At 64.2% G+C, this 24,582-nt stretch carries 23 protein-coding genes and 1 other RNA gene; 11 read left to right on the top strand and 13 right to left on the bottom strand.

Annotated features, from left to right (window positions below):
• Positions 1–13 precede the first annotated feature (13 nt).
• The 4 genes from I9018_RS31050 to I9018_RS31035 all read right to left on the bottom strand — a co-directional run bounded on the left by I9018_RS31050 (position 14) and on the right by I9018_RS31035 (position 5,445).
• Positions 14–1,132 (bottom strand): ABC transporter permease, encoded by a 1,119-nt coding sequence (locus tag I9018_RS31050; RefSeq protein ID WP_068576003.1) that lies wholly within the window; start codon positions 1,130–1,132, stop codon positions 14–16.
• A complete protein-coding gene (gene rbbA / locus I9018_RS31045) occupies positions 1,132–3,855 on the bottom strand; it encodes a ribosome-associated ATPase/putative transporter RbbA (protein WP_241108279.1) in 2,724 nt (907 codons plus the stop codon). Before rbbA ends, I9018_RS31050 begins: the two co-directional genes overlap by 1 nt.
• The gene (locus I9018_RS31040) at positions 3,852–4,817 is read right to left on the bottom strand and encodes an HlyD family efflux transporter periplasmic adaptor subunit (protein WP_068576008.1); all 966 of its coding nucleotides are present in this window, start codon (positions 4,815–4,817) and stop codon (positions 3,852–3,854) included. The genes rbbA and I9018_RS31040 overlap by 4 nt, the downstream gene beginning before the upstream one ends.
• A gap of 178 nt (positions 4,818–4,995) precedes the next feature.
• Positions 4,996–5,445 carry an EVE domain-containing protein gene (locus I9018_RS31035; protein ID WP_068576010.1) on the bottom strand — a complete coding sequence of 150 codons (450 nt, stop codon included), beginning with the start codon at positions 5,443–5,445 and terminating at the stop codon, positions 4,996–4,998.
• A gap of 123 nt (positions 5,446–5,568) precedes the next feature.
• Here I9018_RS31035 and I9018_RS31030 point away from each other — a divergent pair, with 123 nt between their 5' ends.
• A complete protein-coding gene (locus I9018_RS31030; RefSeq protein ID WP_124347124.1) occupies positions 5,569–5,790 on the top strand; it encodes a hypothetical protein in 222 nt (73 codons plus the stop codon).
• Between the two features lie 24 nt (positions 5,791–5,814).
• Here I9018_RS31030 and I9018_RS31025 read toward each other — a convergent pair whose 3' ends face one another.
• The 4 genes from I9018_RS31025 to I9018_RS31010 form a co-directional block, all read right to left on the bottom strand.
• Positions 5,815–6,420, bottom strand: coding sequence for a 5-formyltetrahydrofolate cyclo-ligase (locus I9018_RS31025; protein ID WP_241108278.1), 606 nt, complete (start codon positions 6,418–6,420; stop codon positions 5,815–5,817).
• 88 nt (positions 6,421–6,508) lie between these two features.
• A non-coding RNA gene (ssrS, locus tag I9018_RS31020) (6S RNA) lies at positions 6,509–6,687 on the bottom strand.
• A gap of 23 nt (positions 6,688–6,710) precedes the next feature.
• The gene (locus tag I9018_RS31015) at positions 6,711–7,034 is read right to left on the bottom strand and encodes a cell division protein ZapA (protein ID WP_068576014.1); all 324 of its coding nucleotides are present in this window, start codon (positions 7,032–7,034) and stop codon (positions 6,711–6,713) included.
• A complete protein-coding gene (locus I9018_RS31010; RefSeq protein WP_011064144.1) occupies positions 7,031–7,240 on the bottom strand; it encodes a TIGR02449 family protein in 210 nt (69 codons plus the stop codon). The genes I9018_RS31015 and I9018_RS31010 overlap by 4 nt, the downstream gene beginning before the upstream one ends.
• A gap of 233 nt (positions 7,241–7,473) precedes the next feature.
• Here I9018_RS31010 and I9018_RS31005 point away from each other — a divergent pair, with 233 nt between their 5' ends.
• From I9018_RS31005 to gcvH, 9 genes are all read left to right on the top strand, one after another.
• Positions 7,474–8,031: a YecA family protein gene (locus tag I9018_RS31005; protein ID WP_068576016.1), complete on the top strand. Its 558-nt coding sequence runs from the start codon at positions 7,474–7,476 to the stop codon at positions 8,029–8,031.
• Positions 8,032–8,053: 22 nt separating this feature from the next.
• On the top strand, positions 8,054–9,388 hold the full coding sequence (gene pepP, locus I9018_RS31000) for a Xaa-Pro aminopeptidase (protein WP_241108277.1): 1,335 nt from the start codon (positions 8,054–8,056) through the stop codon (positions 9,386–9,388).
• The gene (gene ubiH, locus I9018_RS30995; RefSeq protein ID WP_068576020.1) at positions 9,385–10,572 is read left to right on the top strand and encodes a 2-octaprenyl-6-methoxyphenyl hydroxylase; all 1,188 of its coding nucleotides are present in this window, start codon (positions 9,385–9,387) and stop codon (positions 10,570–10,572) included. The genes pepP and ubiH overlap by 4 nt, the downstream gene beginning before the upstream one ends.
• Positions 10,565–11,044, top strand: coding sequence for a DUF4442 domain-containing protein (locus tag I9018_RS30990; protein ID WP_241108276.1), 480 nt, complete (start codon positions 10,565–10,567; stop codon positions 11,042–11,044). The genes ubiH and I9018_RS30990 overlap by 8 nt, the downstream gene beginning before the upstream one ends.
• A 15-nt stretch (positions 11,045–11,059) precedes the next feature.
• Positions 11,060–12,280, top strand: a complete 1,221-nt coding sequence (locus I9018_RS30985; RefSeq protein ID WP_241110209.1) for a 2-octaprenyl-3-methyl-6-methoxy-1,4-benzoquinol hydroxylase — start codon at positions 11,060–11,062, stop codon at positions 12,278–12,280.
• A 161-nt stretch (positions 12,281–12,441) separates the two neighbouring features.
• Positions 12,442–13,443, top strand: coding sequence for an extracellular solute-binding protein (locus I9018_RS30980; protein ID WP_068576027.1), 1,002 nt, complete (start codon positions 12,442–12,444; stop codon positions 13,441–13,443).
• Between the two features lie 88 nt (positions 13,444–13,531).
• Complete coding sequence (locus I9018_RS30975) at positions 13,532–15,148, top strand: iron ABC transporter permease (RefSeq protein ID WP_068576029.1); 1,617 nt, start codon at positions 13,532–13,534, stop codon at positions 15,146–15,148.
• A gap of 154 nt (positions 15,149–15,302) precedes the next feature.
• Positions 15,303–16,385, top strand: a complete 1,083-nt coding sequence (gene gcvT / locus I9018_RS30970; RefSeq protein WP_124347127.1) for a glycine cleavage system aminomethyltransferase GcvT — start codon at positions 15,303–15,305, stop codon at positions 16,383–16,385.
• A 53-nt stretch (positions 16,386–16,438) separates the two neighbouring features.
• Positions 16,439–16,822, top strand: coding sequence for a glycine cleavage system protein GcvH (gcvH, locus tag I9018_RS30965; RefSeq protein ID WP_068576033.1), 384 nt, complete (start codon positions 16,439–16,441; stop codon positions 16,820–16,822).
• Between the two features lie 42 nt (positions 16,823–16,864).
• On the opposite strand, the gene I9018_RS30960 is transcribed toward gcvH, so the two are convergent.
• Positions 16,865–18,004, bottom strand: coding sequence for a DegT/DnrJ/EryC1/StrS aminotransferase family protein (locus I9018_RS30960; RefSeq protein ID WP_068576035.1), 1,140 nt, complete (start codon positions 18,002–18,004; stop codon positions 16,865–16,867).
• 190 nt (positions 18,005–18,194) lie between these two features.
• Between I9018_RS30960 and gcvP the strand changes: the two genes are divergently transcribed.
• Positions 18,195–21,068 (top strand): aminomethyl-transferring glycine dehydrogenase, encoded by a 2,874-nt coding sequence (gcvP, locus tag I9018_RS30955; protein ID WP_241108275.1) that lies wholly within the window; start codon positions 18,195–18,197, stop codon positions 21,066–21,068.
• A gap of 76 nt (positions 21,069–21,144) precedes the next feature.
• On the opposite strand, the gene I9018_RS30950 is transcribed toward gcvP, so the two are convergent.
• The 4 genes from I9018_RS30950 to I9018_RS30935 all read right to left on the bottom strand — a co-directional run bounded on the left by I9018_RS30950 (position 21,145) and on the right by I9018_RS30935 (position 24,568).
• A complete protein-coding gene (locus tag I9018_RS30950; RefSeq protein ID WP_068576040.1) occupies positions 21,145–21,462 on the bottom strand; it encodes a DUF2388 domain-containing protein in 318 nt (105 codons plus the stop codon).
• 70 nt (positions 21,463–21,532) lie between these two features.
• The gene (locus I9018_RS30945; protein ID WP_068576042.1) at positions 21,533–21,982 is read right to left on the bottom strand and encodes an NfeD family protein; all 450 of its coding nucleotides are present in this window, start codon (positions 21,980–21,982) and stop codon (positions 21,533–21,535) included.
• 10 nt (positions 21,983–21,992) lie between these two features.
• A complete protein-coding gene (locus I9018_RS30940) occupies positions 21,993–22,913 on the bottom strand; it encodes an SPFH domain-containing protein (RefSeq protein WP_124347129.1) in 921 nt (306 codons plus the stop codon).
• 47 nt (positions 22,914–22,960) lie between these two features.
• Positions 22,961–24,568 carry a methyl-accepting chemotaxis protein gene (locus tag I9018_RS30935; RefSeq protein ID WP_068576046.1) on the bottom strand — a complete coding sequence of 536 codons (1,608 nt, stop codon included), beginning with the start codon at positions 24,566–24,568 and terminating at the stop codon, positions 22,961–22,963.
• Between the last annotated feature and the right edge of the window lie 14 nt (positions 24,569–24,582).

Genomic DNA, 24,582 nt, shown 5'->3' with positions numbered 1-24,582 from the left:
GTGCCGGTCGGGTTCAGGACGCCAGGCTCTTGCGAAAGCGTGCCAGGGCGATGGCGAAGAATGCCAGGCCGATCCCGGCCAGGGCCAGCAGGTCGGGCCAGACCACGCTGACGCCCGCATCGCGAAACAGGATCGCCGCGCTCAGGCTGACGAAATGCGTCGAGGGTGAACCCTGCATCACCCATTGCAGCCATTGCGGCATGCTGTCCAGCGGTGTGCTGCCACCAGACAGCAACAGCATCGGAATGATCACCGGGATCGCCAGCAAGCCGAACTGCGGGGTCGAGCGGGCCAGGGTAGCGAGGAAGATGCCCAGGGCCGTGCTGGCGAACAGATAGAGTGCGGTGACCATCAGGAACAGCCCCAGGGAGCCCGCCAGCGGCACGCCCAGCAAGCCTTTGACAACCACTTCCAGCGATATCCAGGTGCACAGCACCACCACCAGCATGTTGCTCCAGACCTTCGCCAGCATGATTTCCAGCGCCGTGAGTGGCAGCACCAGCAAGTGGTCGAGGGTACCGTGCTCGCGTTCGCGCAGCAGGGCGGTGCCGGTGAGAACGATGGCCAGGATGGTGATGTTGTTGACGATCTGGATCACTGCCAGGAACCAGCCGCCCTCCAGGTTGGTATTGAACAGGGCGCGGGTGGTCAGCCGGGCCGGAGCCTTGCTTGCGACATCGCCCTGGTCGGCGTAGTTGAGCAACTCACGTTGGAAGATCCGGCCGATGTAGCCGGCCCCCATGAATGCCTGGCTCATGGCCGTGGCATCGACATTGACTTGCACCGCTGGCTGGCGGCCGGCCAGCAGGTCGCTCTGGAAGCTGGCTGGAACGTTGATCACGAAGGTGTACTGGCCCTGGTCCATCACGGTGTCCAGGCGGTCATAAGGCAGGGCGACCGGGGGCTGGAACTCCGGCGGTTGCAGGGACTGTGCCAGCAGGCGCGACAGCGCGCTATGGTCTTCGTCCACCACGGCCACGCTGGCGTTGTGTACACCGATGACCGAGCCGGCGGCGGGCAGGTAGATGGCCACGGTGAAGGCGTACATCAGGAACAACAGCAAGACGCTGTCGTGGCGCAGGCTGGTCAGTTCCTTGAGGCCCAGGCGCAGGATATGGGCAAGCCGGTTCATCAGACCTCCTGCTTTTTCAACATGACCAGGCTCAGCCCGGTGAAACCGAGGAAGAACCCCACCAGGGCCAGGCACTGGGGCCAGAGTTCGCGCACGTCCAGGGCCTTGGTGAAAGTGCCGACGGCAATGTCCAGGAAGTGCCCGGCCGGGAACAGCTGCCCCATGATCGCCGCCGAACCGTCCAGGGACGAGCGTGGCACGATCAGCCCCGAAAACTGGATGGTCGGCAGGCTGGTGATGATCATGGTGCCGAGGATTGCGGCGATCTGGGTACGGGTGAAGGCCGAGATCAACAGCCCCATGCTGGTGGTCGCCAGTACATAGAGCACGCCGCCCAGGGCCAGGGTCAGGCCGCTGCCCTTGAAGGGCACACCGAACAACCAGCGGTTCATGGCCACCAGCAGTCCCAGGTTGATCAGGCTGACGGCCAGGTAGGGCGCCTGCTTGCCCAGGAGGAACTCCAGGCGGGTCAGGGGCGTGGCATAGAAGTTGGTGATCGAGCCCAGCTCTTTCTCGCGAACGATGCCCAGGGCCGTGAGCATGGCCGGGATAAAGGCCAGGATCAGGGCCATGACGCCCGGACCGATGGCGTTCACGCTGACCACATCCTGGTTGTAGCGAAAGCGGGTCTCCAGCTTGGCTGCAGGCCTCGGGCCGCGGGGCAGGCTGCTTTGCTCCGCCAACCGCTCCAGGTTGGCCTGGTGCACCGCCTCCACATAGTTGCGGCTGGTTTCCGCGCGAAACGGCATGCCGCCATCCAGCCAGGCGGCGACGGCGGGTTGGCGCCCGGCATACAGGTCGCGGCCAAACCCCGGGGGGATCTCCAGGGCCAGCTTGATTTCCGAGCGTTGCAGCCGTCGATGCAGCTCGCTGGAGTTGCGGATGCCGGGTTTTTCCTCAAAATAGCGTGAGCTGCGGAAGGCCTCCAGGTAGGCGCGGCTTTGTGGGGTCTGGTCCTGGTCGTAGACGGCGAAGGCCAGCTTCTCCACATCCAGGGAGATACCGTAGCCGAAGATCACCATCATGAAGAGCGCCCCGAGCAAGGCGAAGCCCAGGCGCACCCGGTCGCGCAGCAGTTCCTTGCCTTCACGGGTGGCCACTGCCAGCAGGCGGGCCAGGCTCAGGCCCGAGCGTACGGGAGCGATGGCAGTGGGCGCGGCGGGAGGCTCCGGCTGTGCTGGCGCTGGTGTATCCGCCGTGCCCTGGGCCTCTTCCAGGCAACGCACGAAGGCGGCCTCCAGGGTGTCGCCGGCAAACTGCTGCTGCAGTGCCGCCGGGGTGTCGCAGGCCAGTACTTTGCCTGCGTGCATCAGGGAAATACGGTCGCAGCGCTGGGCTTCGTTCATGAAGTGCGTGGACAGGAAGATGGTCACGCCCTGTTCCCTGGACAGCTCGATCAACAGCCGCCAGAAGTCGTCGCGAGCTGCCGGGTCGACCCCTGAGGTGGGCTCGTCGAGGATCAGCACCTCCGGGCGGTGCAGCACCGCCACCGCCAATGACAGGCGCTGGCGCAAGCCGAGTGGCAGGGCGCCTGACTGCTGTTCGGCGATTTCCCCCAGGTCGAAACGCTGGATCAGCTCCTCGATACGCGGGGCGCTCTGGTCTTTAGGCAGGTCGAACAGCCGGGCGTGCAGTTCCAGGTTCTGGCGCACGCTGAGCTCGCCGTACAACGAGAAGCTCTGGGACATGAATCCGACCCGCTTGCGGGTGGCCAGGTCCTTGGCATTCACCGGGTTGCCCAGCAGCTTGGCGCTGCCTTCGGTCGCCGGCATCAGGCCGGTGAGGACCTTCATGGTGGTGGTCTTGCCGCAGCCATTGGAGCCCAGGAAACCGAAGATTTCCCCGCGGCCGATGGCGAAGCTGACCTTGTTCACGGCGGTGAAGTCGCCGAAGCGCAGGGTCAGTTCATGGGCCTCGATGGCGATGTCCTGGTTGTCGCTGGAGCGGGGCGGAATCACCAGCGGCTGGCTGTCGTGGCGGGCGTCGCCCTGGAAATGGGTAAAGGCGTCGTCGAGCTTGCCGCTGGCGGTCACTCCGGCCAGTTCCCGGCTCAGGCCTTGGGCGATCAACCGGCCCCGGTCGAGCATCAGGCAATGCTCGAACTGCTCGGCTTCCTCCATGTAGGCGGTGGCGACCAGGAGCGTCAGTTGTGGGCGTTGCCGGCGCACGTCCTCCACCAGTTCCCAGAAACGCCGGCGCGAAAGCGGATCGACCCCTGTGGTGGGCTCGTCGAGGATCAGCAGGTCCGGTTCATGGATCAGCGCACAGCACAGCCCAAGCTTCTGTTTCATCCCACCCGACAGCTTGCCGGCCGGGCGTTCGGCGAAGCGCAGCAGATCGGTGGCCTGCAGCAGGCTGTGCATGCGCTGCTCACATTCCTTGGCCGGCAGGCCGAACAGGGTGGCGAAGAAGCGGATGTTCTCGCTGATGGACAGCTCCGGGTACAGGTTGCCGCCCAGGCCCTGGGGCATGAAGGCAATGCGCGGATACAGGCTGCTGCGGTGGCGGCGCTGGGTAATATCGCCACCGAGTACCTGGAGATCGCCCTGCTGGAGTTTCTTGACCCCGGCGATCAGCCCCAGCAGGCTGGATTTGCCGGCGCCGTCAGGCCCGATCAGGCCGCAGCGGGTACCTGCCGGGAGGCTGAAGGCGATGTCCATTAGCGCCTGCTGGGAGCCATAGCGATGGCCGATGCCCGTCGCGTGCAGCGCCAGGGCGCTCATTTCAGGTTGGCCGGCCAGTCCACGGGAGCCGTGCGCACATAGCCGGCGCCAGGCATGCCCGGCTTGGCTTGTGGTACCGCAGCAGGTTGGGTGAGGTGCACCTTGACCCGGAACACCAGCTTCTGGCGCTCATCCCGGGTTTCCACTTCCTTGGGGGTGAACTGCGACTTGGCCGCGACAAAGCTGATCTTCGCCGGCAATGGCTGGTTGGGCAGGGCGTCGAGCATGATCCGCGCTTCGTCGCCAACGGTCAGGCGACCGGTGACCGAAGCCGGCAGGTAGAGATTCATGTATTGGTCGTTGGGGTCGATCAGCAACAGTACCCGGCCACCGGCGCCCAGCACTTCGCCAGGTTCGGCCAGGCGCAGCTGGATGATGCCGTCGATGGGGGCCCGCAGGCTGCTGTCGTCGATTTCACTGGTGAGTTGGGCCACCTGGGCCTGGGCCGCGCCAATTGCCGCCTTGACCGCTGCGACCTGGGCCTGGGCCGCCAGCACGGCGGCATTGCCGGTGCTCAGGCGGGCTTGCTGCTGGTCGATGATCTGCTGGCTGGCGAAGCCACGGCGGAACAATTCCTGTGAGCGCTTGAGCTCCTGGTTGGCCAGCAGCAGTTCGCTCTGGCGCAGTTGCACGTTGGCTTCGGCGGCACTGAGGTTTTCCCGGGCCCGTGCCACTTCGGCCTCGGCCTGGGCGCGCTGGGCCTCCAGGGTGCGAGTATCCATGCGCGCCAGCAACTGCCCCTGGAGCACCTTGTCACCTTCATGGACCCGGACCTCGGCCAGGCGCCCCGGAATCTTGCTGGCGATCTGCACTTCAGTGGCCTCGAGCCGGCCGTTGCCCATGCTCAGGCCTTCGGGCAGGCGGTCCTGGAGGGATTTCCAGTAGCCGAAACCACCGGCGGCGAGCAACAGAATCAAGAGGGAAACAGCGAAGAGGCGGGAAGAACGATGGTTCGTCGACATGGGTTCTGCGTCCTGCGGCTATAGCGTCCTAGTCTGACGAACCCTGGGCCTGGGCGGCTTGATGCTCGTCAAATGTAAAGGGCGCTAGCCTAACCCCATTGTTCGCGGGCTGCATGGGGTGCCAGGCAAAAAACCGCCGATGCTGCCATGGCTTGCATGGCCGTGGCAGTGTCGCGGGTCAGCGCAGGGTGAGTACCGCGGCCCATTGCTCGGCAGTCACCGGCATGACCGACAGGCGGCTGCCTTTTTGCACCAGGGGCATGTCGGCGAGGGCCGCCTGTTGCTTGAGATAGTCCAGGCGCAGGACCCTGCCGAAGGTCTGTACATGGGCCACGTCGATAGCGCTCCAGGCATTCTTCTCGGCGCTGGACTTGGGATCGAAATAGACGCTTTCCGGCTCCAGGGCCGTCGGGTCCGGGTAGGCGCCCTTGACGATACGACCGATCCCGGCAATGCCCGGCTCGGGACAACTTGAGTGATAGAAAAAGAACTCGTCGCCCTCGGCCATGGCGCGCAGGAAGTTGCGTGCCTGGTAGTTGCGCACGCCGTCCCAGCGGGCCTGGCCAAGGGCTTGCAAACCCTCGATGGAGAGCTCGTCCGGCTCGGATTTCATCAGCCAATAGGCCATGTTCTTGCCCTCCGACAAGGTGAGTGAACGGGTGATCTGGCAATTTTATGACAAACCGACGGTCGGTTGACGCCAGCATTTGCGTGTCGGTTCACGTTATCGCAAAATGCCGGGATTTTAAGCTTGACGCTGCTGTTCGGCCTGTCATGGACGCCGTTACCACCAGTGTGTGATTTGCCTGAGGGGGGGCAATCGATGAAACGCCAACCGGATTTGCTATGGATTTTGGTTATTTTGTTCGGTTTGGGCGTTGTGACCACCGGTTATGCGCAGAGCTTATGGGCCAGCAAGACCGATGCTCCCGTCGAGATCGCACAGCAGCAATCGCAACCTCTCAAGCGTTGAATCGCTACTGATCGGGTTCGGTGCCTACCTGGCCCCGTACCATCCCCGATCGGTCACCGTGCCGTGTAGCGGTACATCCCAACTGGCCTGATCCAGTTTCCCGACCTTTTGGCACTCGTGGGCCAGCCCCAGCAGCTTCGGCTTGCGCCAACTCTGGCGGCGCGCGAGATAGGCCAGGCTGCGGTCATAGAAGCCCCCGCCCATTCCCAGGCGCCCACCTTCTTCATCGAACCCCACCAGGGGCAGCAGCACCAGGTCCAGGGCCCAGACCTTGCGTTGCCGGGCGACATTGATTTTGGGTTCGAGGATACGAAAGCGATTGGGGCGCAGCTGCTCTCCTGGCCGAATGCGCTGGAAGACCATCTTGGTCCGTGGCCAGGCGCTGAGTACCGGCAGGTAGGTGGCCTTGCCCCGGCGCTGGGCGGCACGCAACAGTAGACGTGGATCGATCTCTCCGTCGGTGGGCAGGTACAGCGAGAGGTGCCGCGCGCGACGAAACACCGGGTCTTGCGCCAACTGTCGATACAAGCCACGGGCGGCCTGGCGCTGCTGGGCAGGGGTCAGGGCACGGCGGCTTTTACGCAGCATGCGGCGAAGTTGCGGGCGGGAGAGCGGCGCAGGTTCGGTCATGGAGGCAGCTATTGGCAGTCGGGATGGCAGGACAGCCTACCCGGAAAAACCAATGCCAGCTTGGCTAACTGGCATTGATTGGCAATTCAGGCTCCCCAGGCGAACCGCTGTCGACTTAGCCCTTGAACCCGAGAGTTCAAGGCGGGAGATGCAGCAGGCTTTAAGGCTTTCCGTCTAGCGGACATGCACACCAGCCCAACGTGCAACTTCCAGGGTAGTGCAAATCGGCTCAGGGACATCGCCAACTGGCAAGCACCCCAGGGAGTGGCGGGAGTATACCGCAACCGCTGTCAGGAATCAGCTTTGCTTGTGTCCGAATCGGTGGCCAGGACCAGGTCGACACGCTCCAGCAGGTCGCGCACTTGCTCGCGGGTCGTCCCGCTGCTCTGGACGTCCGGGCGTTCCTGGCGGTGCAGCAGGTCGTGGGTGATGTTCAGGGCGGCCATCACGGCGATGCGGTCGGCCCCGATGACCTTGCCGCTGCTGCGGATCTCGCGCATCTTGCCGTCCAGGTAACGGGCGGCGCTCACCAGATTGCTGCGTTCTTCCTGGGGGCAGATGATCGAATATTCTTTGTCGAGGATCTGCACGGTAACGCTATTGCTTGAACTCATGAGTCTTGCTCCAGGGCCTTGAGGCGCGAAATCATCGATTCGACCTTACGCCGGGCGATTTCGTTTTTTTCAATGAGGTGCGCGCGTTCCTCGCGCCAGGTTTTTTCCTGAGCTAATAAGAGTGCGTTTTGACTCTTTAGTTGCTCGACCCGGGTAATAAGCAGTTCGAGTCTGGCCATCAGTGCGTGCAGGTCGGTGTCTTCCATTGTGTCCCACTGAATTTGGTCTGATGAGTGGCAACTGGCTTGGCTGCCCCCGGACAACCTGGACGCTCCTGGCCGTCTGGTGCCGTCGGTCGGTGGACTGTCCCTTGCCCGAGGCCCTGTGGACCGTTGTAGCGGGGCGCAAAGCACAACGCGACGCTGGCAATGAACGGTGACACGCCCTACGATACAAGGCCTTCATTCTAGACATTGCGCCGCTTGGCGCCTAGCTGCCCATGCCCATTCAGAACTCCCCTTATAGTGCTTTCGCCACCCTGCTCAGCAGCAATGGCCATCCTGTTTCCCCTGCCGAACTGCACGGCCTGTTGCTAGGTCGTAGCTGTGCCGGCGCCGGGTTCGACGCCGACGGCTGGCTGGTGGATGCCACCGAGCTGCTCGAAGGCGAGCCTCAGGATAATGTACGTAATGCCTTGATCGGCCTGCAGGAAATGGTCAAAGGCGAGCTGACCAGCGACGACATGACCGTGGTCCTGCTGCTGCCCAGCGATGACGCGCCGCTGGCCGAACGCGCCGCTGCCCTGGGCCAATGGTGCCAGGGATTCCTCGCCGGTTTTGGCCTCAACTCCCGCGATAGCAGCGCCCTGAGCGCCGAAGCTACGGAAGTGTTGCAGGACCTTGCAGCCATCGCCCAGGTCCAGGACGCCCTGGAAGAATCCGACGACGGTGAAAACGACTACATGGAAGTGATGGAGTACCTGCGGGTCGCGCCGCTGCTGCTGTTCACCGAAACCAACAAGGCCGCCGTTCCGGCCGCCAAGCCGTCTCTGCATTGATCTGACGGGAGCCGGCCTGCCCATGATTCATATCCCGAAAGCGGAATACAGTCGGCGCCGCAAGGCGCTCATGGCGCAGATGGAGCCCAATAGCATCGCGATCCTGCCGGCGGCGGCCGTGGCCATTCGCAACCGCGACGTAGAGCACGTCTACCGCCAGGACAGCGACTTCCAGTACCTCAGCGGCTTCCCCGAGCCCCAGGCGGTGATCGTGCTGATGCCCGGTCGCGAGCATGGCGAATACGTGCTGTTCTGCCGTGAGCGCAACGCCGAGCGCGAGCTCTGGGATGGCCTGCGGGCCGGCCAGGAAGGCGCGATCCGCGACTATGGGGCGGACGATGCCTTTCCCATCACCGATATCGACGACATCCTTCCTGGTTTGATCGAGGGGCGCGACCGGGTCTATTCGGCCATGGGCAGCAACCCCGAGTTCGATCGCCACCTGATGGACTGGATCAACGTGATCCGTTCCAAGGCCCATCTCGGCGCCCAGCCACCGAACGAATTCGTTGCCCTGGATCATCTGCTGCACGACATGCGCCTGTATAAATCGGCGGCGGAAGTGAAGGTGATGCGCGAGGCCGCGCGGATTTCCGCCCAGGCGCATATCCGGGCGATGCAGGCCGGTCGGCCAGGGTTGCATGAGTACAGCCTGGAAGCCGAATTGGACTATGAGTTCCGCAAGGGCGGGGCGAAGATGCCGGCCTACGGTTCCATCGTCGCGGCGGGTCGTAACAGCTGCATCCTGCACTACCAGCAAAATGATGCGCTGCTCAAGGACGGTGACCTGGTGCTGATCGATGCCGGTTGTGAAATCGACTGCTATGCCAGCGATATCACCCGTACCTGGCCGGTCAATGGCCGGTTTTCCCCGGAGCAGAAGGCGATCTACGAACTGGTGCTGGCATCTCAGGAAGCCGCCTTCGCCGAGATCGCCCCGGACAAACACTGGAACCAGGCCCATGAAGCGACGGTTCGGGTCATCACCAACGGCCTGGTGAAGCTGGGCCTGCTGGAAGGCAATGTTGACGAGCTGATCGCCAGCGAGGCCTACAAGGCGTTTTACATGCACCGTGCCGGGCACTGGCTGGGCATGGATGTACACGATGTCGGCGAGTACAAGGTCGGCGGCGAGTGGCGGGTACTGGAGGTCGGCATGGCGCTGACCGTGGAGCCGGGCATCTACATCTCCCCGGACAACCAGCAAGTAGCGAAGAAGTGGCGCGGCATTGGCGTGCGCATCGAGGACGACGTGGTAGTGACCAAGCAGGGCTGTGAAATTCTGACAGGAGGCGTGCCCAAGAGCGTCGCCGAGATCGAGGCGCTGATGGCCGCTGCCCAGGTCCGGGCATCATGAGCCGGGTCAACCTGGCCATCATCGGTGGCGGCCTGGTCGGTGCCAGCCTGGCTTTGGCCCTGCAGGCCGGGGCCAAGGCTCGTGGCTGGAAGATCGTGCTGATCGAGCCATTCGCTCCTGGCGACAGTTTCCAGCCCAGCTATGACGCACGCTCCTCGGCGTTGTCCTTCGGCGCCCGGCAGATCTACCAGCGCCTGGACCTGTGGCAGGCAATTTCCCGGCGCGCCGAGCCGATCAAGCAGATTCATGTGTCCGACCGTGGCCGTTTCTCCACGGCGCGCTTGTCGGCGATGGAAGAAGGCGTTCCGGCCCTGGGCTATGTAGTGGAAAACGCCTGGCTCGGCCAATGCCTGTGGCAGGGGCTGGACAAGGATGTGATCAGTTGGCGCTGTCCGGCCGAGGTGACTCGCCTGGAACCGCTGGAAGGTGGCTACCGCCTGACCCTGAATGACGAAACCACCCTTGAGTGCGATCTTGCGGTGCTCGCCGATGGCGGTCGTTCCGGCTTGCGCGAGCAACTGGGTATCGGGGTCAGGAACCGACCCTATGACCAGAGCGCATTGATCGCCAACATCACGCCCAGCGAAGCCCATGGGGGCATGGCCTTCGAGCGCTTCACCGATGATGGCCCGATGGCCTTGCTGCCGTTGCCGGAAAACCGCTGTGCGCTGGTCTGGACCCGCCAGGGGATGGACGCCCAGCGCCTGGCCGCGCTGGACGAACGCAGCTTCCTCAGTGAGTTGCAGGGAGTATTCGGCTATCGCCTGGGCACCCTCAGGCAAGTGGGCGCCCGGCACCTGTACCCGTTGTCCCTGGTGGAGGCCGAGGAACAGGTGCGCCCGCACCTGGTGGTACTGGGCAATGCCGCCCATAGCCTGCACCCGATCGCCGGCCAGGGTTTCAACCTGTCGTTGCGTGACGCCCAGGCCCTGGCCGATGCCCTGCTCGGCAGCGAGCGTGCACCGGGCGACTTTACGGTCCTGCAGGCCTATCGTGAGCGCCAGCGCCTGGACCAGAACCTGACCGTGGGGTTCTCGGACCAGGTGACGCGACTGTTCGGCAGCAAGCTGCCGCTGCTCTCGGTGGGGCGTAACCTGGGCTTGCTCGGCCTGGACCTGCTGCCGCCGGCCAAGCGCTGGTTCGCCCGCCAGGCCATGGGCCTGGGCGTTCGCCCGGATGCGTGAGTGGCTGGCCCGACGTGTCGGCAAGGCGCGCCTGTTGCGTTGGGTGTTGAACCTGTACCCACCCTACTTCGGGGCAGGAGTGCGGATTGGCCACATCGCCGCGGACTTTCGCGAGGTCCAGGTGTCCATGGGCCTGGGCTGGTACAACCGCAACTATGTCGGCACCCAGTTCGGCGGCAGCCTGTATTCGATGGTGGACCCGTTCTTCATGCTGATGCTGATGGAGAACCTGGGTCGCGACTACATCGTCTGGGACAGGGCCGCAGCCATTGATTTCATCGCGCCGGGCAAGGGCCCGGTGTTCGCCCGGTTCAACATCGACCAGGCCCTGATCGACCAGATCCGCCAGCACACTGCTGCCGGGGAAAAGTACCTGCCGCAGTTGCAGGTAGAGATTCACGATGGCTCCGGCACCCTGGTGGCGCGGGTCGACAAAACCCTTTATGTGCGGCTTAAGCCGCAAGCGAGATAGGCCTAAGGCATGGAAATGCGCGCAGATGTGCTGATTGTCGGAGCCGGCATGGTCGGCAGTGCCCTGGCCCTGGCGTTGCAGGGTAGCGGTCTGGAAGTGCTGTTGCTCGATGGCGGCTCCCTGAGCGTCAAGCCTTTCGACGAGCAGTCGCCATTCGAACCCCGGGTCAGTGCCCTGTCGGCGGCTAGCCAGCGGATTTTGCAGCGTCTCGGCGCCTGGGATGGCATCGCTGGCCGGCGCAGCAGTCCTTATCGCGATATGCAGGTCTGGGACGGCAGTGGTACTGGCCAGATCCACTTTTCGGCGGCCAGCGTGCATGCCGAAGTGCTGGGGCACATCGTTGAGAACCGGGTAGTCCAGGATGCGCTGCTAGAGCGTTTGCATGAGTGTGATATCGGTCTGCTGGCCAATGCGCGGCTGGAGCAGATGCGCCGCTCCGGCGACGACTGGCTGCTGACCCTGGCCGATGGCCGCACGCTGCGGGCGCCACTGGTGGTCGCTGCCGACGGTGCCAACTCGGCGGTGCGCCGCCTCACCGGTTGCGCCACCCGCGAATGGGATTACCTGCACCACGCCATCGTCACCAGCGTGCGCAGCAGCCAGCCTCACCAACTGACGGCCTGGCAACGCTTCACCGACACCGGCCCACTGGCCTTCCTGCCTCTGGTGCGGGATGGCCAGCACGACTGGTGCTCCATCGTCTGGTCCACCACGCCCGCCGAGGCCGAGCGCCTGATGGCGCTGGACGACGCAAGCTTCTGTGCCGAGTTGGAACGGGCCTTCGAGGGGCGCCTGGGCCAGGTGCTCGGCGCCGATCCACGGCTTTGCGTGCCGTTGCGCCAGCGCCATGCCAAGCGCTATGTGGCCGAGGGCCTGGCGTTGATCGGCGATGCGGCCCATACCATCCATCCGCTGGCGGGGCAGGGGGTCAACCTGGGGTTCCTCGACGCCGCGGTACTGGCCCAGGTGTTGCTGGAGGCTACCGGACGTGGCGAGCGCCTGGCCGAGGTCAAGGTGCTGAGCCGATTCGAGCGCAAGCGCATGCCCCACAACCTGGCGCTGATGGCTGCCATGGAGGGTTTCGAGCGGCTGTTCCAGGCCGATCCGTTGCCGCTGCGCTGGCTGCGCAACACCGGCTTGAAGGTGGTCGACCAGATGCCCGAGGCCAAGGCCCTGTTCGTGCGCCAGGCACTGGGCCTGAGTGGCGACCTACCGGAGCTGGCCCGGGCCGAGTGATCCGGGCCTCCGATGGTGCCTGCCGGGGGCAGGCGCCGCTGCCAGGCGGGTCGCGTTTTTCCCGCGCAACATCTGGTTACTCCTCGGCTCCGGGTTCGGTTGAGCCAGCAAATGGTAGTCCTTATCATTTCGCCTCACTTTGCATACGAGAGACTGCTCCCATGTTGGCACCGAAGCGTCTACTGACCGCCCTGGCACTCACCCTCATCGCCGGCACTGCCCAGGCCGCCGACGAAGTGGTGGTCTACTCCTCCCGTATCGACGAGCTGATCAAGCCGGTGTTCGATGCCTACACCCAGAAGACCGGGGTGAAGATCAAGTTCATCACCGACAAGGAAGCGCCGCTGATGCAGCGCATCAAGGCCGAGGGCGAGAACGCCACCGCCGACCTGCTGCTGACCGTGGACGCCGGCAACCTCTGGCAGGCCGAACAGATGGGCATCCTGCAGCCCTTCACCTCCAAGGTCATCGACAGCAACATTCCCCTGCAATACCGCTCCTCCAACCACGCCTGGACCGGCCTGAGCCTGCGGGCGCGGACCCTGGCCTACTCCACCGAACGGGTCAAGCCGGGCGAGCTGACCACCTATGAAGCCCTGGCCGACAAGCAGTGGGAAGGCCGCCTGTGCCTGCGCACGGCGAAGAAGGTCTACAACCAGTCGCTGACCGCCACGCTGATCGAGACCCATGGCGCGGACAAGACCGAGGAGATCCTCAAGGGCTGGGTCAACAACCTGTCCACCGACGTGTTCTCCGACGACATCGCCGTGCTGGAAGCCATCAACGCTGGCCAGTGCGACGTGGGGATCGTCAACACCTACTACTACGGCCGCCTGCACAAGCAGAAGCCGAACCTGGCGGTGAAACTGTTCTGGCCGAACCAGGGCGATCGTGGGGTACACGTGAACCTGTCGGGGATCGGCCTGACCAAGCATGCACCGCATCCGGAGGCCGCCAAGGCGCTGGTGGAGTGGATGACCACCCCTGAAGCGCAGAAGATCTTCGCCGACGTCAACCAGGAGTTCCCGGCCAACCCAGCGGTGGCACCGTCTGCGGAAGTGGCCAGTTGGGGCAAGTTCGTCGCCGATACCCTGCCGGTGGAGATTGCCGGCAAGCGCCAGGCCGAGGCCATTCGCCTGATGGACCGCGCGGGCTGGAACTGAGCCTGCCGTTATACTGCGCCCCGCCTTTGCGGGGCGTTTTCTTTCGCGGCCCAGCCTTGAAGCCCTTCCCCTGACCTGAGAGTTTTCCGTGGCCCACCCTGCCCAACGTCGCTGGTATCCCCTGGTTTTTGCTGTCGCGGCCCTGGTGCTGTTGCCTCTGAGTGTGCTGCTGTTTTCCTGGCAGGCCGTCGACCAGCAGATCTGGTCCCACCTGTGGGAAACCCAGATGCCGCGTCTGCTCGGCAATACCCTGACCCTGGTGCTCGGGGTCGGCGTCGGGGTCACGTTGCTGGGAGTGAGCCTGGCCTGGCTCACCAGCCTCTGCGAGTTCCCGGGGCGACGCTGGCTGGACTGGGCGCTGATGCTGCCGTTTGCGATCCCGGCCTATGTGCTGGCCTTTGTCTTCGTTGGCCTGCTGGATTTTTCCGGGCCGGTGCAGACCCTGTTGCGGGAGTGGTTCGGTAGTGGCCTCAGGTTGCCGAGGGTGCGTTCCACCGGTGGGGTGATCCTGGTCCTGGTCCTGGTGTTCTATCCCTATGTCTACCTGCTGGCGCGCAACGCCTTCCTGGCCCAGGGCAAGGGCTTGATGGAGGCTGCGAGGGTGCTCGGGCAATCGCCCTGGCAAGCGTTCTGGCGCGTGGCGCTGCCCATGGCCCGACCGGCCATCGGCGCCGGGGTAGCTCTGGCCCTGATGGAGACCCTGGCGGATTTCGGCGCGGTGGCGGTCTTTAACTTCGACACCTTCACAACGGCGATCTACAAGACCTGGTATGGCTTCTTCAGCCTCTCCAGTGCCGCCCAACTGGCCAGCCTGTTGCTGCTGGCCGTGATGCTGGTGCTGTATGGCGAACGGCGCGCCCGGGGCGCCAGCCGCACGGGTAACGAACGGCCCCGGGGCAAGGCCTTGTATCCGCTGCGTGGCATCAAGGCCCTGGCGGCCACGGGTTGGTGCCTGCTGGTATTCGCCTGTGCCTTCGTGATCCCGCTGCTGCAATTGCTGGCCTGGTTCTGGCAGCGCGGTCGCTTCGACCTGGATGAGCGTTATGCCGGGTTGATCGTCCATACCCTGTACCTGGGGGGCATGGCCGCGCTGATTACCGTCAGCGTTGCACTGATGCTGGCCTTTGCCCGACGCCTGGCGCCGACCCGTGGCATCCGCAGTGGCGTGAGCCTGGCCAACCTCGGTTATGCGTTGCCGGGCTCGGTGCTGGCGGTATCGATCATGCTGGCTTTCAGTTACCTGGACCGTGAGCTGGTGATCCCGCTTTCCAGTTGGCTGGGGGGCGCTGGCAAGCCTTTGCTGCTGGGCAGTCTTTGCGCATTGCTGCTGGCTTATCTGGTGCGCTTCATTGCCGTGGCCTATGGCCCGTTGGAAACCAGCCTGGAACGGATTCGCCCGTCGCTGCCTGAGGCCGCTCGCAGCTTGGGGGTCGGTGGTCCGCGACTGTTTTTCAAAGTGTATCTGCCGCTGCTGTTGCCCGGGACCTTGAGCGCCGCCCTGCTGGTGTTCGTCGACGTGCTCAAGGAAATGCCCGCTACGTTGCTCATGCGCCCGTTCGGCTGGGACACCCTGGCGGTACGGATCTTTGAAATGACCAGTGAAGGGGAATGGGCACGGGCTTCGCTGCCGGCCCTGACCCTGGTGCTGGTGGGGCTGTTGCCGGTGATCGGCCTGATCCGCCGCTCGGCCCATCGAATCGGTTAGGTGCCAGCCCTGCACCTTGCGGCTACAATGCGCGGCATTCGGTGCGGTCTGTTGTTTGGCCGGGACGCTGAAACCGGCTGTAGGCCTTGTTTTTCAAGGCTTTCACCTTTGCAGCGCCAGCCCGCACCCTCGCCACGCCCGGAAGGAGAAACCCATGGGACAGCGTACGCCTCTGTATGACCTGCATCTCGCCCTTGGCGCGAAAATGGTCGATTTTGGCGGTTGGGATATGCCCTTGCACTACGGCTCGCAAGTCGAGGAGCACCATCAGGTGCGACGTGACTGCGGGGTGTTCGATGTATCCCACATGACCGTGATCGATGTCGACGGCCCCCAGGCCAAGGCCTGGCTCCAGCATCTATTGGCCAATGACGTCGAACGCCTGCACAGCCCCGGCCAGGCGTTGTACAGCGCCATGCTCAATGAGCGGGGCGGCATCGTCGACGACATGATCGTCTACCGTCTCGAAGACACCTATCGCCTGGTGGTCAATGCGGCCACCCGCGAGCAGGACCTGGCCTGGATGCAAGCGCAATTGGGGAGCTTCCAGGTACAGCTGCGCGAGTGCCCGGAACTGGCCATGCTGGCGATCCAGGGGCCTCAGGCCCGGCAGCGCATCGCCGAGCTGGTGAGCCAGTCGCGGGCCACCCTGATCCAGCAACTCAAGCCCTTCCAGGGGCGCACCGACGGTGACTGGTTCATCGCCCGTACTGGCTATACCGGTGAGGATGGGCTGGAAATCGTCCTGCCTGCCGAACAGGCCCCGGCATTTTTCAACGACCTGGTAGGCGCGGGCATCTCGCCCATTGGCCTGGGTGCCCGGGACACCTTGCGCCTAGAGGCCGGCATGAACCTCTATGGCCAGGATATCCACCAGGAGGTTTCGCCCCTGGCGGCGAACATGGCCTGGAGCATCGCCTGGGAACCGGCCTCGCGCCAATTCATCGGGCGTGCTGCCCTGGAGGCCGAACGAGCGGCCGGCGTGAAGCAGAAACTGGTGGGCCTGGTCCTGGAAGAACGTGGGGTTCTACGGGCGCACCAGGTGGTTCGTATCGCTGATGTTGGCGAAGGAGAGATCACCAGTGGTAGTTTCTCCCCTACGCTGAGTAAGTCGATTGCCCTGGCGCGGCTGCCGATGGCCACCGGTGATCGAGCCGAAGTGGAAATCCGTGGCAAGTGGTACCCGGTGCGGGTAGTCAAGCCGACCTTCGTGCGCCATGGCAAAACCTTGATCTAACATTTTGCAGCGGGCGTTGCGCCGCTGATCATTTCTTCTTGAGGACATAGAACATGAGCGATATCCCTGCCCACCTGCGTTTTGCCGAAAGCCACGAATGGGCCCGCCTGGAAGCCGATGGCAGCGTGACCGTGGGTATTAGCGACCATGCCCAGGAGGCTCTGGGCGACGTGGTATTCGTCGAGCTGACCGAAGTCGGCAAGGTGTTCGGGGCAGGGGACCAGGCCGGCGTGGTGGAGTCGGTCAAGGCCGCTTCGGACATCTACGCCCCGGTGGCCGGTGAAGTGATCGAAGTCAACGAGGAGCTGAGCGCCAGCCCCGAGTTGCTCAACAGCGAGCCCTACGACGCCTGGATCTTCAAGCTCAAGCCGGCCAACCCGGCGGACCTGGAAAAACTGCTGGACGCCGCAGGCTACAAGGCTTCCATCGGCGAGTAAGCTGCATTGCGGCCGGCCTGGCATGCCAGGCCGGCCGCGGGTTCAACCTTGCAGGACTTCCTTGACCGCGGCTACCGCGCGCTCCACATCGCTCTTGTTCATCGCCGTGAACATTGGCAACGACACGATCAGGCGACCAACCCGTTCCGCTACCGGGAACATTCCTTCCTTGAAGCCGCGCTCGCGGTACAGGCTCAGCAAGTGAATCGGCGGATAGTGATAGCCGATGCCAATTCCCCGTTCCTGCATCTGCTCCATGAAGGTGGCACGTGCGGGCTTACCGTCCTTGCGCTCCGGCAGTACCAGCTGGAACAGGTGCCAATTGCTGTTGTTGAAGTCCGCTGGTGGCAGCTGGGCGCCGTAGCGTTCCTGGAAGTCGCTGCCGAAGCATTCGAAGTAGTGCCGGGCCAGTTCGCGACGATGGGCAGTGATCGCCTCGATATGGGCGAACTGTCCGAGGCCGATGGCGGCGGCAACGTCGGTCATGTTGAATTTGCCACCCAGTACGTCCACGTCCAGGCCGTCCTGGCCACTGCGGGTTACCCCTTGCAGGCGGTACTTCTCGGCCAGGCGCACTTCTTCCGGTGTATTGAGCACCAGGCAGCCGCCTTCGGAGGAGGTGACGTTCTTGTTGGCCTGGAAGCTGAAGGACACGAAGTCGCCACCGGCGCCGATGCGCTGGCCGTTCCAGCTCGAGCCCAGGGCCTGGGCGGCATCCTCCACCACTCGCAGGCCATGCTTGCTGGCCAGGGCATACAGGCGGTCCATGTCTACCGGCAGGCCGGCCAGGTAGACCGGGATGATGGCCTTGGTGCGTGGGGTGATGGCAGCTTCGACCTGGGCCAGATCGATGTTGCGGGTCACCGGATCGATATCGGCGAACACCGCAGTGGCGCCCACTTCGAGGATCACGTTGGCGGTGGCCACCCAGGAGATGGGCGTGGTGATGACTTCATCGCCAGGGCCGATGCCGGCGATGCGCAAGGCGATCTCCATGGTGCAGGTGCCGGAGTTGAAAGTACGCACCGTACGCCCGCCGAAGAATTCCGAGAGCTGGGCTTCGAAGGCCTGGACCTTGGGCCCGCTGGTGATCCACCCCGAGCGCAACACATCGCCGACGGCGGCGATGGTGGACTCATCGATGGTGGGTTTGGAGAACGGCAGGAAAGGTAGTTGGCTCATGACGATGGGACACCCGATAAGCGGACGATAAGAGCATGGGTTGAGGCGCACCGGGCTTGGTGCGTTGACGCTGGGCATGATGGTCCCGATTGTCCCGGGATGCTAGAGCGTCGATGGGCAAAATCGACTGCTATGCTGCTTGGCACCCAGTCGCATCGACGCTGAGCGCCGTTTATCGGAGGAGCCTGCCATGTCCCGGTCGCCATCCCTGAGCCAGCTACGTGAGCCCAACGCATTTCTCAACCGGCACCTGGGGCCCGATGCCGAGGAGCAGCAAGCCATGCTTGCCAGCCTTGGGCTCGGCAGTCGGGTCGAGTTGATCGAGCAGACGGTGCCGCCGGCCATCCGCTTCAATCGGGCACTGGACTTGCCAGCGGCTCTCGACGAGGAAGCGGCCCTGGCCCGGCTCAGGGGTTATGCCGCGCAGAACCAGGTCTGGACCAGCCTGATCGGCATGGGGTACCACGGCACACTGACCCCGGGGGTGATCCTGCGTAACGTGCTGGAGAACCCAGGTTGGTACACCGCCTATACCCCTTACCAGCCAGAAATTGCCCAAGGCCGGCTGGAGGCCTTGTTGAACTTCCAGCAGATGACCATCGACCTCACAGGCCTGGAGCTGGCCAATGCCTCGCTGCTGGACGAAGCTACCGCGGCGGCCGAGGCCATGGCCCTGGCCAGGCGCGTGGCCAAGTCCAGGAGCAACCGGTTCTTCGTCGATGAACACTGCCATCCGCAAACCATCTCCGTCGTGCGCACCCGTGCCGAGGCCTTCGGTTTCGAGCTGATCGTCGATACCGTGGACCGGCTGTCCGGGCATGAGGTCTTCGGCGCCCTGCTGCAGTACCCGGACACCCACGGCGAGATCCGCGACCTGCGCCCGTTGATCGAGCAACTGCACGCCCGGCAGGCCCTGGCTTGCGTCGCTGCCGACCCGCTGAGCCTGCTGGTGCTGACCCCGCCCGGCGAGCTGGGCGCAGATGTGGTGCTGGGCTCGTCCCAGCGTTTTGGCGTACCCATGGGCTACGGTGGGCCCCATGCCGCATTCTTCGCCTGTCGCGACGAGTACAAGCGGGCCATGCCCGGGCGCATCATCGGTGCCTCTCGCGACGCCCGGGGCCAGGTGGCCCTGCGCATGGCCCTGCAGACTCGCGAGCAGCATATCCGCCGCGAAAAAGCCAACTCCAACATCTGTACCGCCCAGGTCCTGCTGGCCAACATCGCCGGCTTCTATGCGGTCTACCATGGCCCGCTGGGCCTCAAGCGCATCGCCCAGCGCGTGCATCGGTTGGCCTGCATCCTCGCCGCTGGGCTCGAACGCCACGGCATTGTCCGGGTCAACCGGCATTTCTTCGACACCTTGACCCTGGAAGTAGGCGGTAGCCAGACCGCGATCATCGAGAGTGCCAGGGCGCAGCGGATCAACTTGCGGATTCTCGGGCGTGGCCGGTTGGGCCTGAGCCTGGACGAAACCTGCGACGAGAACACCGTCGCTCGGTTGCTGGATATATTCCTGGGGGCCGATCACGGACTGGACGTGGCCGCGCTGGATGCCGAGGACCTGGAGTCCGGATTACCCGCCGAGTTGCTGCGTCGCACCCCGGTGTTGAGCCATCCGGTGTTCAGTGCCCATCACAGCGAGACCCGCATGCTGCGCTATCTCAAGCAGCTGGAGAACAAGGACCTGGCGCTCAACCAGTCGATGATCCCCCTGGGCTCCTGCACCATGAAGCTCAACGCCAGCAGCGAGATGATCCCCATCACCTGGCCGGAGTTCGCCCAGTTGCATCCTTTCGCGCCCCGGGAGCAGGCGACTGGCTACAAACTGATGATCGACGAGCTGGAACGCTGGTTATGCGCGATCACCGGTTTCGATGCCATTTGCATGCAGCCCAACTCGGGTGCCCAGGGCGAGTACGCCGGGCTCCTGGCCATCCGCCGCTATCACGAGAGCCGTCAGCAAGGGCAACGCAATATCTGCCTGATCCCGTCCTCGGCCCATGGCACCAACCCGGCATCGGCGCAGATGGCCGGGATGCAGGTGGTGATCGTCGAATGCGACGAGGCAGGCAATGTCGACCTTGCGGATCTTGCGGCCAAGGCCCGGGAGGCTGGCGAACAACTGTCATGCCTGATGGCCACCTATCCTTCGACCCATGGCGTCTATGAAGAAGGCATTCGCCAGATCTGCGAAGTCATCCACCAGCATGGCGGCCAGGTGTACATGGATGGCGCCAACCTCAATGCCCAGGTGGGCCTGGCCCGGCCCGCGGACATTGGCGCCGACGTCTCCCACATGAACCTGCACAAGACGTTCTGCATTCCCCACGGCGGCGGTGGCCCGGGCATGGGACCGATCGGCGTGCGTGCCCACCTGGCGCCCTTTGTCGCCAACCATCCGGTGGTGCCGATCGACGGCCCGCTGCCACAGAACGACGCGGTCAGTGCGGCGCCCTGGGGCAGTGCGAGCATCTTGCCCATCAGTTGGATGTACATCGCCATGATGGGGCCGCAGCTGGCCGACGCCAGCGAGGTGGCGATCCTGGCGGCCAACTACCTGGCCGTCCAGCTCAGTGGTGCCTTCCCGGTGCTCTACAGCGGGCGCAACGGTCGTGTGGCCCATGAATGCATCCTCGATTTGCGGCCACTCAAGGCCCTGACCGGCATTACCGAGGAAGACGTTGCCAAGCGCCTGATGGACTACGGCTTCCACGCCCCGACCATGTCGTTCCCGGTACCGGGAACATTGATGGTCGAACCCACCGAAAGCGAATCCAAGGCCGAGCTGGATCGTTTTGTCGAGGCCATGCTGAGCATCCGCGCCGAAATCGCCCAGGTGCAGGACGGCCATTGGCCGGCCGAGGACAATCCGCTCAAGGGCGCACCCCATACGTTGGCGGATATCACTGGGGTTTGGGCGCGTTGCTACAGCATCGAGCAAGCGGTGCTGCCCAGCGCCCATGCCCGGGCCCACAAGTACTGGCCCGCGGTGAACCGGGTGGACAATGTCTACGGTGATCGCAATCTGTTCTGTGCTTGCGTACCGCTGGAGGCTTATCGCTGATTCGCTGTTGGTGCGCAGATAAAAAACGCCGACCCCAGGGTCGGCGTTTTTCCTATCGGCCATCTCTGGACCCGGTTTATTCCTGGGCGACGGCATTCTTCGCCAGGATGGCGTTGGCCAGTTCCATGTCGGTGGCCTTGAGGCCGGGATTGTCGGCACGGACCTTCTGCATGGCGGCTTCGAGGTAGGGGCCACGGATACTGCCGTTGCTGGCGACGAAGCTGCCGGCATCGTCCTGGGCGGCGACGATCAACTTGTGGTCCTTGAAGGTCAGGTAGGTAGAGCCTGTGGTCGCACCGGAGGAGATGACGTTGCGCCAGAAGGTATCGGCCATTGCCGAACCTATGGGCAACGACAGCAGGGCAAGTGTGACGACAGCTATTTTCAGACGCATGATGGGTGACTCCGACTAGGGGGAACTACACCGTTTGATTCTAGATTCCCTGGCTGAGTTCCGTAGCCTGTCAGTCAAGGTTTTCGACCAGCAGGATGCTTCCTTCCTGGCCGATCACCCGGACCCGGGCGCCCACCGGCGCGTCTGCACCCTTGGCAATCCATACCCCGTCGGCAACCTTGATCCGCCCCCGGCCGTTGGCGATGGCCTGGTGCACGACGAAGGTCTTGCCGATCAGCTCCTGGCCCCGCAGGTTGAGGGTCGGCTGGTCGCTGGTTCGAATCACGCGGCGTTGACGGTACCACCAGTACAGGGCGGTCAATACCGATACCAGGCCGAACAGCAAGACCTGCGCTTCCCCCGGCAGGCCCGGGAGCAGGAAGGCCAGCACCCCGACACAGGCTGCCGCCAGGCCGATCCACAGCAGGTAGCCGCCAGCGCCAAACACTTCGAGGATCAACAGGACGGTGCCCAGGGCCAGCCAGTCCCAGAACGACAGTGCTTGCAGGAATGTCGCCATGGAGCCGGCCTCAGGGTTTCTTGCCGTCGAACGTGGCCTTGACGATTTCGCCGATGCCACCCACCGCGCCGATCACCTGGCTGGCCTCCAGCGGCATCAGGACCACCTTGCTGTTGTTGGCCGAGGCCAGCTTGCCCAGGGCGTCGACGTATTTCTGGGCCACGAAATAGTTGATGGCCTGGACATTGCCATTGGCGATGGCCTCGGACACGACTTGGGTTGCCCTGGCTTCCGCTTCGGCCTGGCGCTCCCGGGCCTCGGATTCGAGAAACGCCGCCTGGCGCTCGCCTTCTGCTTCCAGGATCTGCGCCTGTTTCTTGCCTTCGGCGGTGAGAATGGCGGCGGCCCGCAGGCCTTCTGCCTCCAGGATTTGCGCGCGCTTGACCCGTTCGGCCTTCATCTGCCCGGACATGGCGGCCATCAGGTCGGCCGGTGGGCTGATGTCCTTGATCTCGATCCGGGTGATCTTGATGCCCCAGGGCGCGGTGGCCTCGTCCACGGTCTTCAGCAGTTTCTCGTTGATCGCATCGCGTTGGCTGAGCATCGCATCCAGTTCCATGGAACCGAGCACGGTACGGATGTTGGTCTGCAGCAGGTTGCGCACGGCGTGCTCGAGGTTGTTGACCTCATAGGCGGCCTGGGCGGTATTGACCACTTGGAAGAAGCATACGGCGTCGATCTGCACCGTGGCGTTGTCGGCGGTGATGACTTCCTGGGGCGGGATGTCCAGCACGTTCTCCATGACGTTGATCTTGCGCCCGATGCGGTCCATCACCGGAATGATGATGTTCAGCCCCGGCTTGAGGGTGTTGGTGTAGCGACCGAAGCGCTCCACGGTCCACTGGTAGCCCTGGGGTACCACCTTGAATCCCATGAACACCAGGGCCACGGCCAGGGCGACGAAAAGTAGCAGCACGCTTGTGATCTGCATCAGGCTCACCTGTTCATCTATGGGTCAATGGGGTCTCGGCCTTGGCTTCACAGTTGGAAACGCGTGACCGAGGTCTGCAGGGTGGCAACCGAACTCTCCATCTGTTCCACCGTGAGGATCAGGTCGCGCATGGCCTGGCTGTTGCGCCGGGCCACCTCGCTGATCATTTCCACTCGCTGGGCGACTTCGCCGCTGGCCTTGGACTGTTCGCCGATGGTGTGGGAGATCTCCTGGACCATCAGCGCCGAGCGCTGGGCTCCCTGGCGGATCTCGTTGATCGAGGTGCCCGCCTGCTGGGCCATGTTCACCCCGTCGTTCACCCGGCTGACTCCGGTCTGCATGCCGCTGACCGCCTGTTCGGTGGTTTCCCGGATGCGTTGGATCATGCCGGTGATCTCCTGGGTCGATTGCGCCGTACGGGCCGCCAGGTTGCGCACCTCGTCGGCGACCACGGCGAACCCGCGCCCGGCCTCGCCGGCCCTGGCAGCCTCGATGGCGGCGTTGAGCGCCAGCAGGTTGGTCTGTTCGGCGATGCTGTTGATCACCTGGATGATCGAGTGGATTTCTTCGGAGGACTGGCCCAGGGCGGTGATGCTTTCAGAGGACTGGTTGACCGCCTCGGCAATCTGGCTCATGCCGTCCACCACGCCGAGTATCACTTGGCCGCCGCTATCGGCCAGGGATTCGGACTGGGAAGAAATGCTCTGGGCATTGCGCGCATGTTCGGCGACCTGGGCGATATTGCTGATCATCTGTTCCATGGCTGCCGCCATGTCGGTGGCGCCATCGGCCTGCTCGCTGGCCCCGTCGGCGATGTGCGACGAGGTGCCGCTGAGGCTGTGGGAGCGGCCGCGCAGTTCCTCGCTTTCATGGCGGATGGTGGTGATCATCTGCCGTAGGTTGTTCTGCATTTCGCCCAAAGCCTGTTGCAGTTGGCCGGCTTCGTCATGGCTGTCGACGCTGATGCTGCGGGTCAGGTCGCCCTGGGCAATGGCCCGGGCCGTGGCCACGGACTTCTCCAGGGGCTTGAGCACGCGGTTGAGCAGTTGCCGGGTCAGCAGGCACAAGGCCAGGGCGGCGCAAAGGCTACCGCCGATCAGCCACCCGGCGGCCTGGCGTACCGCCGTTTCGCTGCGGGCGCGGGTCTGGGCGCTGCTGGCTTCGATCTTGCTGCTCAGGGCCTCGTTGCGGGTTTCCACTTCAGTGAACCGCTGGGAAAACTCCGGCATCTGCAGGCGTGCGGCCTGGGGATCCTTGAGGGCCAGCCCGGCAATGTCCTGTGCGGCCCGGATGTAGTTCTCCAGCACCGGCTGCAGTTCACCGATGGCCTCGCGGATCTCCGACGCCAGTGGCAGCCGGGCATTCTCGGCCAGGGATTTGCGGAACCAGTCGCCGTGCTCGCGCAGGCTGTCGCGCACTTCGTTGCCCGCCGCTTCATCACCAGGCTGGCTGCTCAGCGCTTGCAGCACATCGGCCCGCAGGGCGTCATGCATCATGTCGGCTTCCAGGTGGTTGCGCAGGGCGCTGGCATTGAGTTCGTTGTCGTGCAGGGCGCTGGCCAGGCGCGACTGGCCCCAGAGACCGATGCCGGCCACCAGGGCGATGGCCAGTAGGCTGATGGCGCCCGAGGTGATCATGTTCTGGCGGATGTTCATGCCCGGCTCCTTGC

The organism is Pseudomonas sp. MPFS (genome assembly GCF_022537035.1).
Classification (GTDB): Bacteria; Pseudomonadota; Gammaproteobacteria; order Pseudomonadales; family Pseudomonadaceae; genus Aquipseudomonas; species Aquipseudomonas sessilinigenes.
Note: the sequence above shows the minus strand (reverse complement) of the source record. Positions and strands in the feature narration are given on the sequence as shown.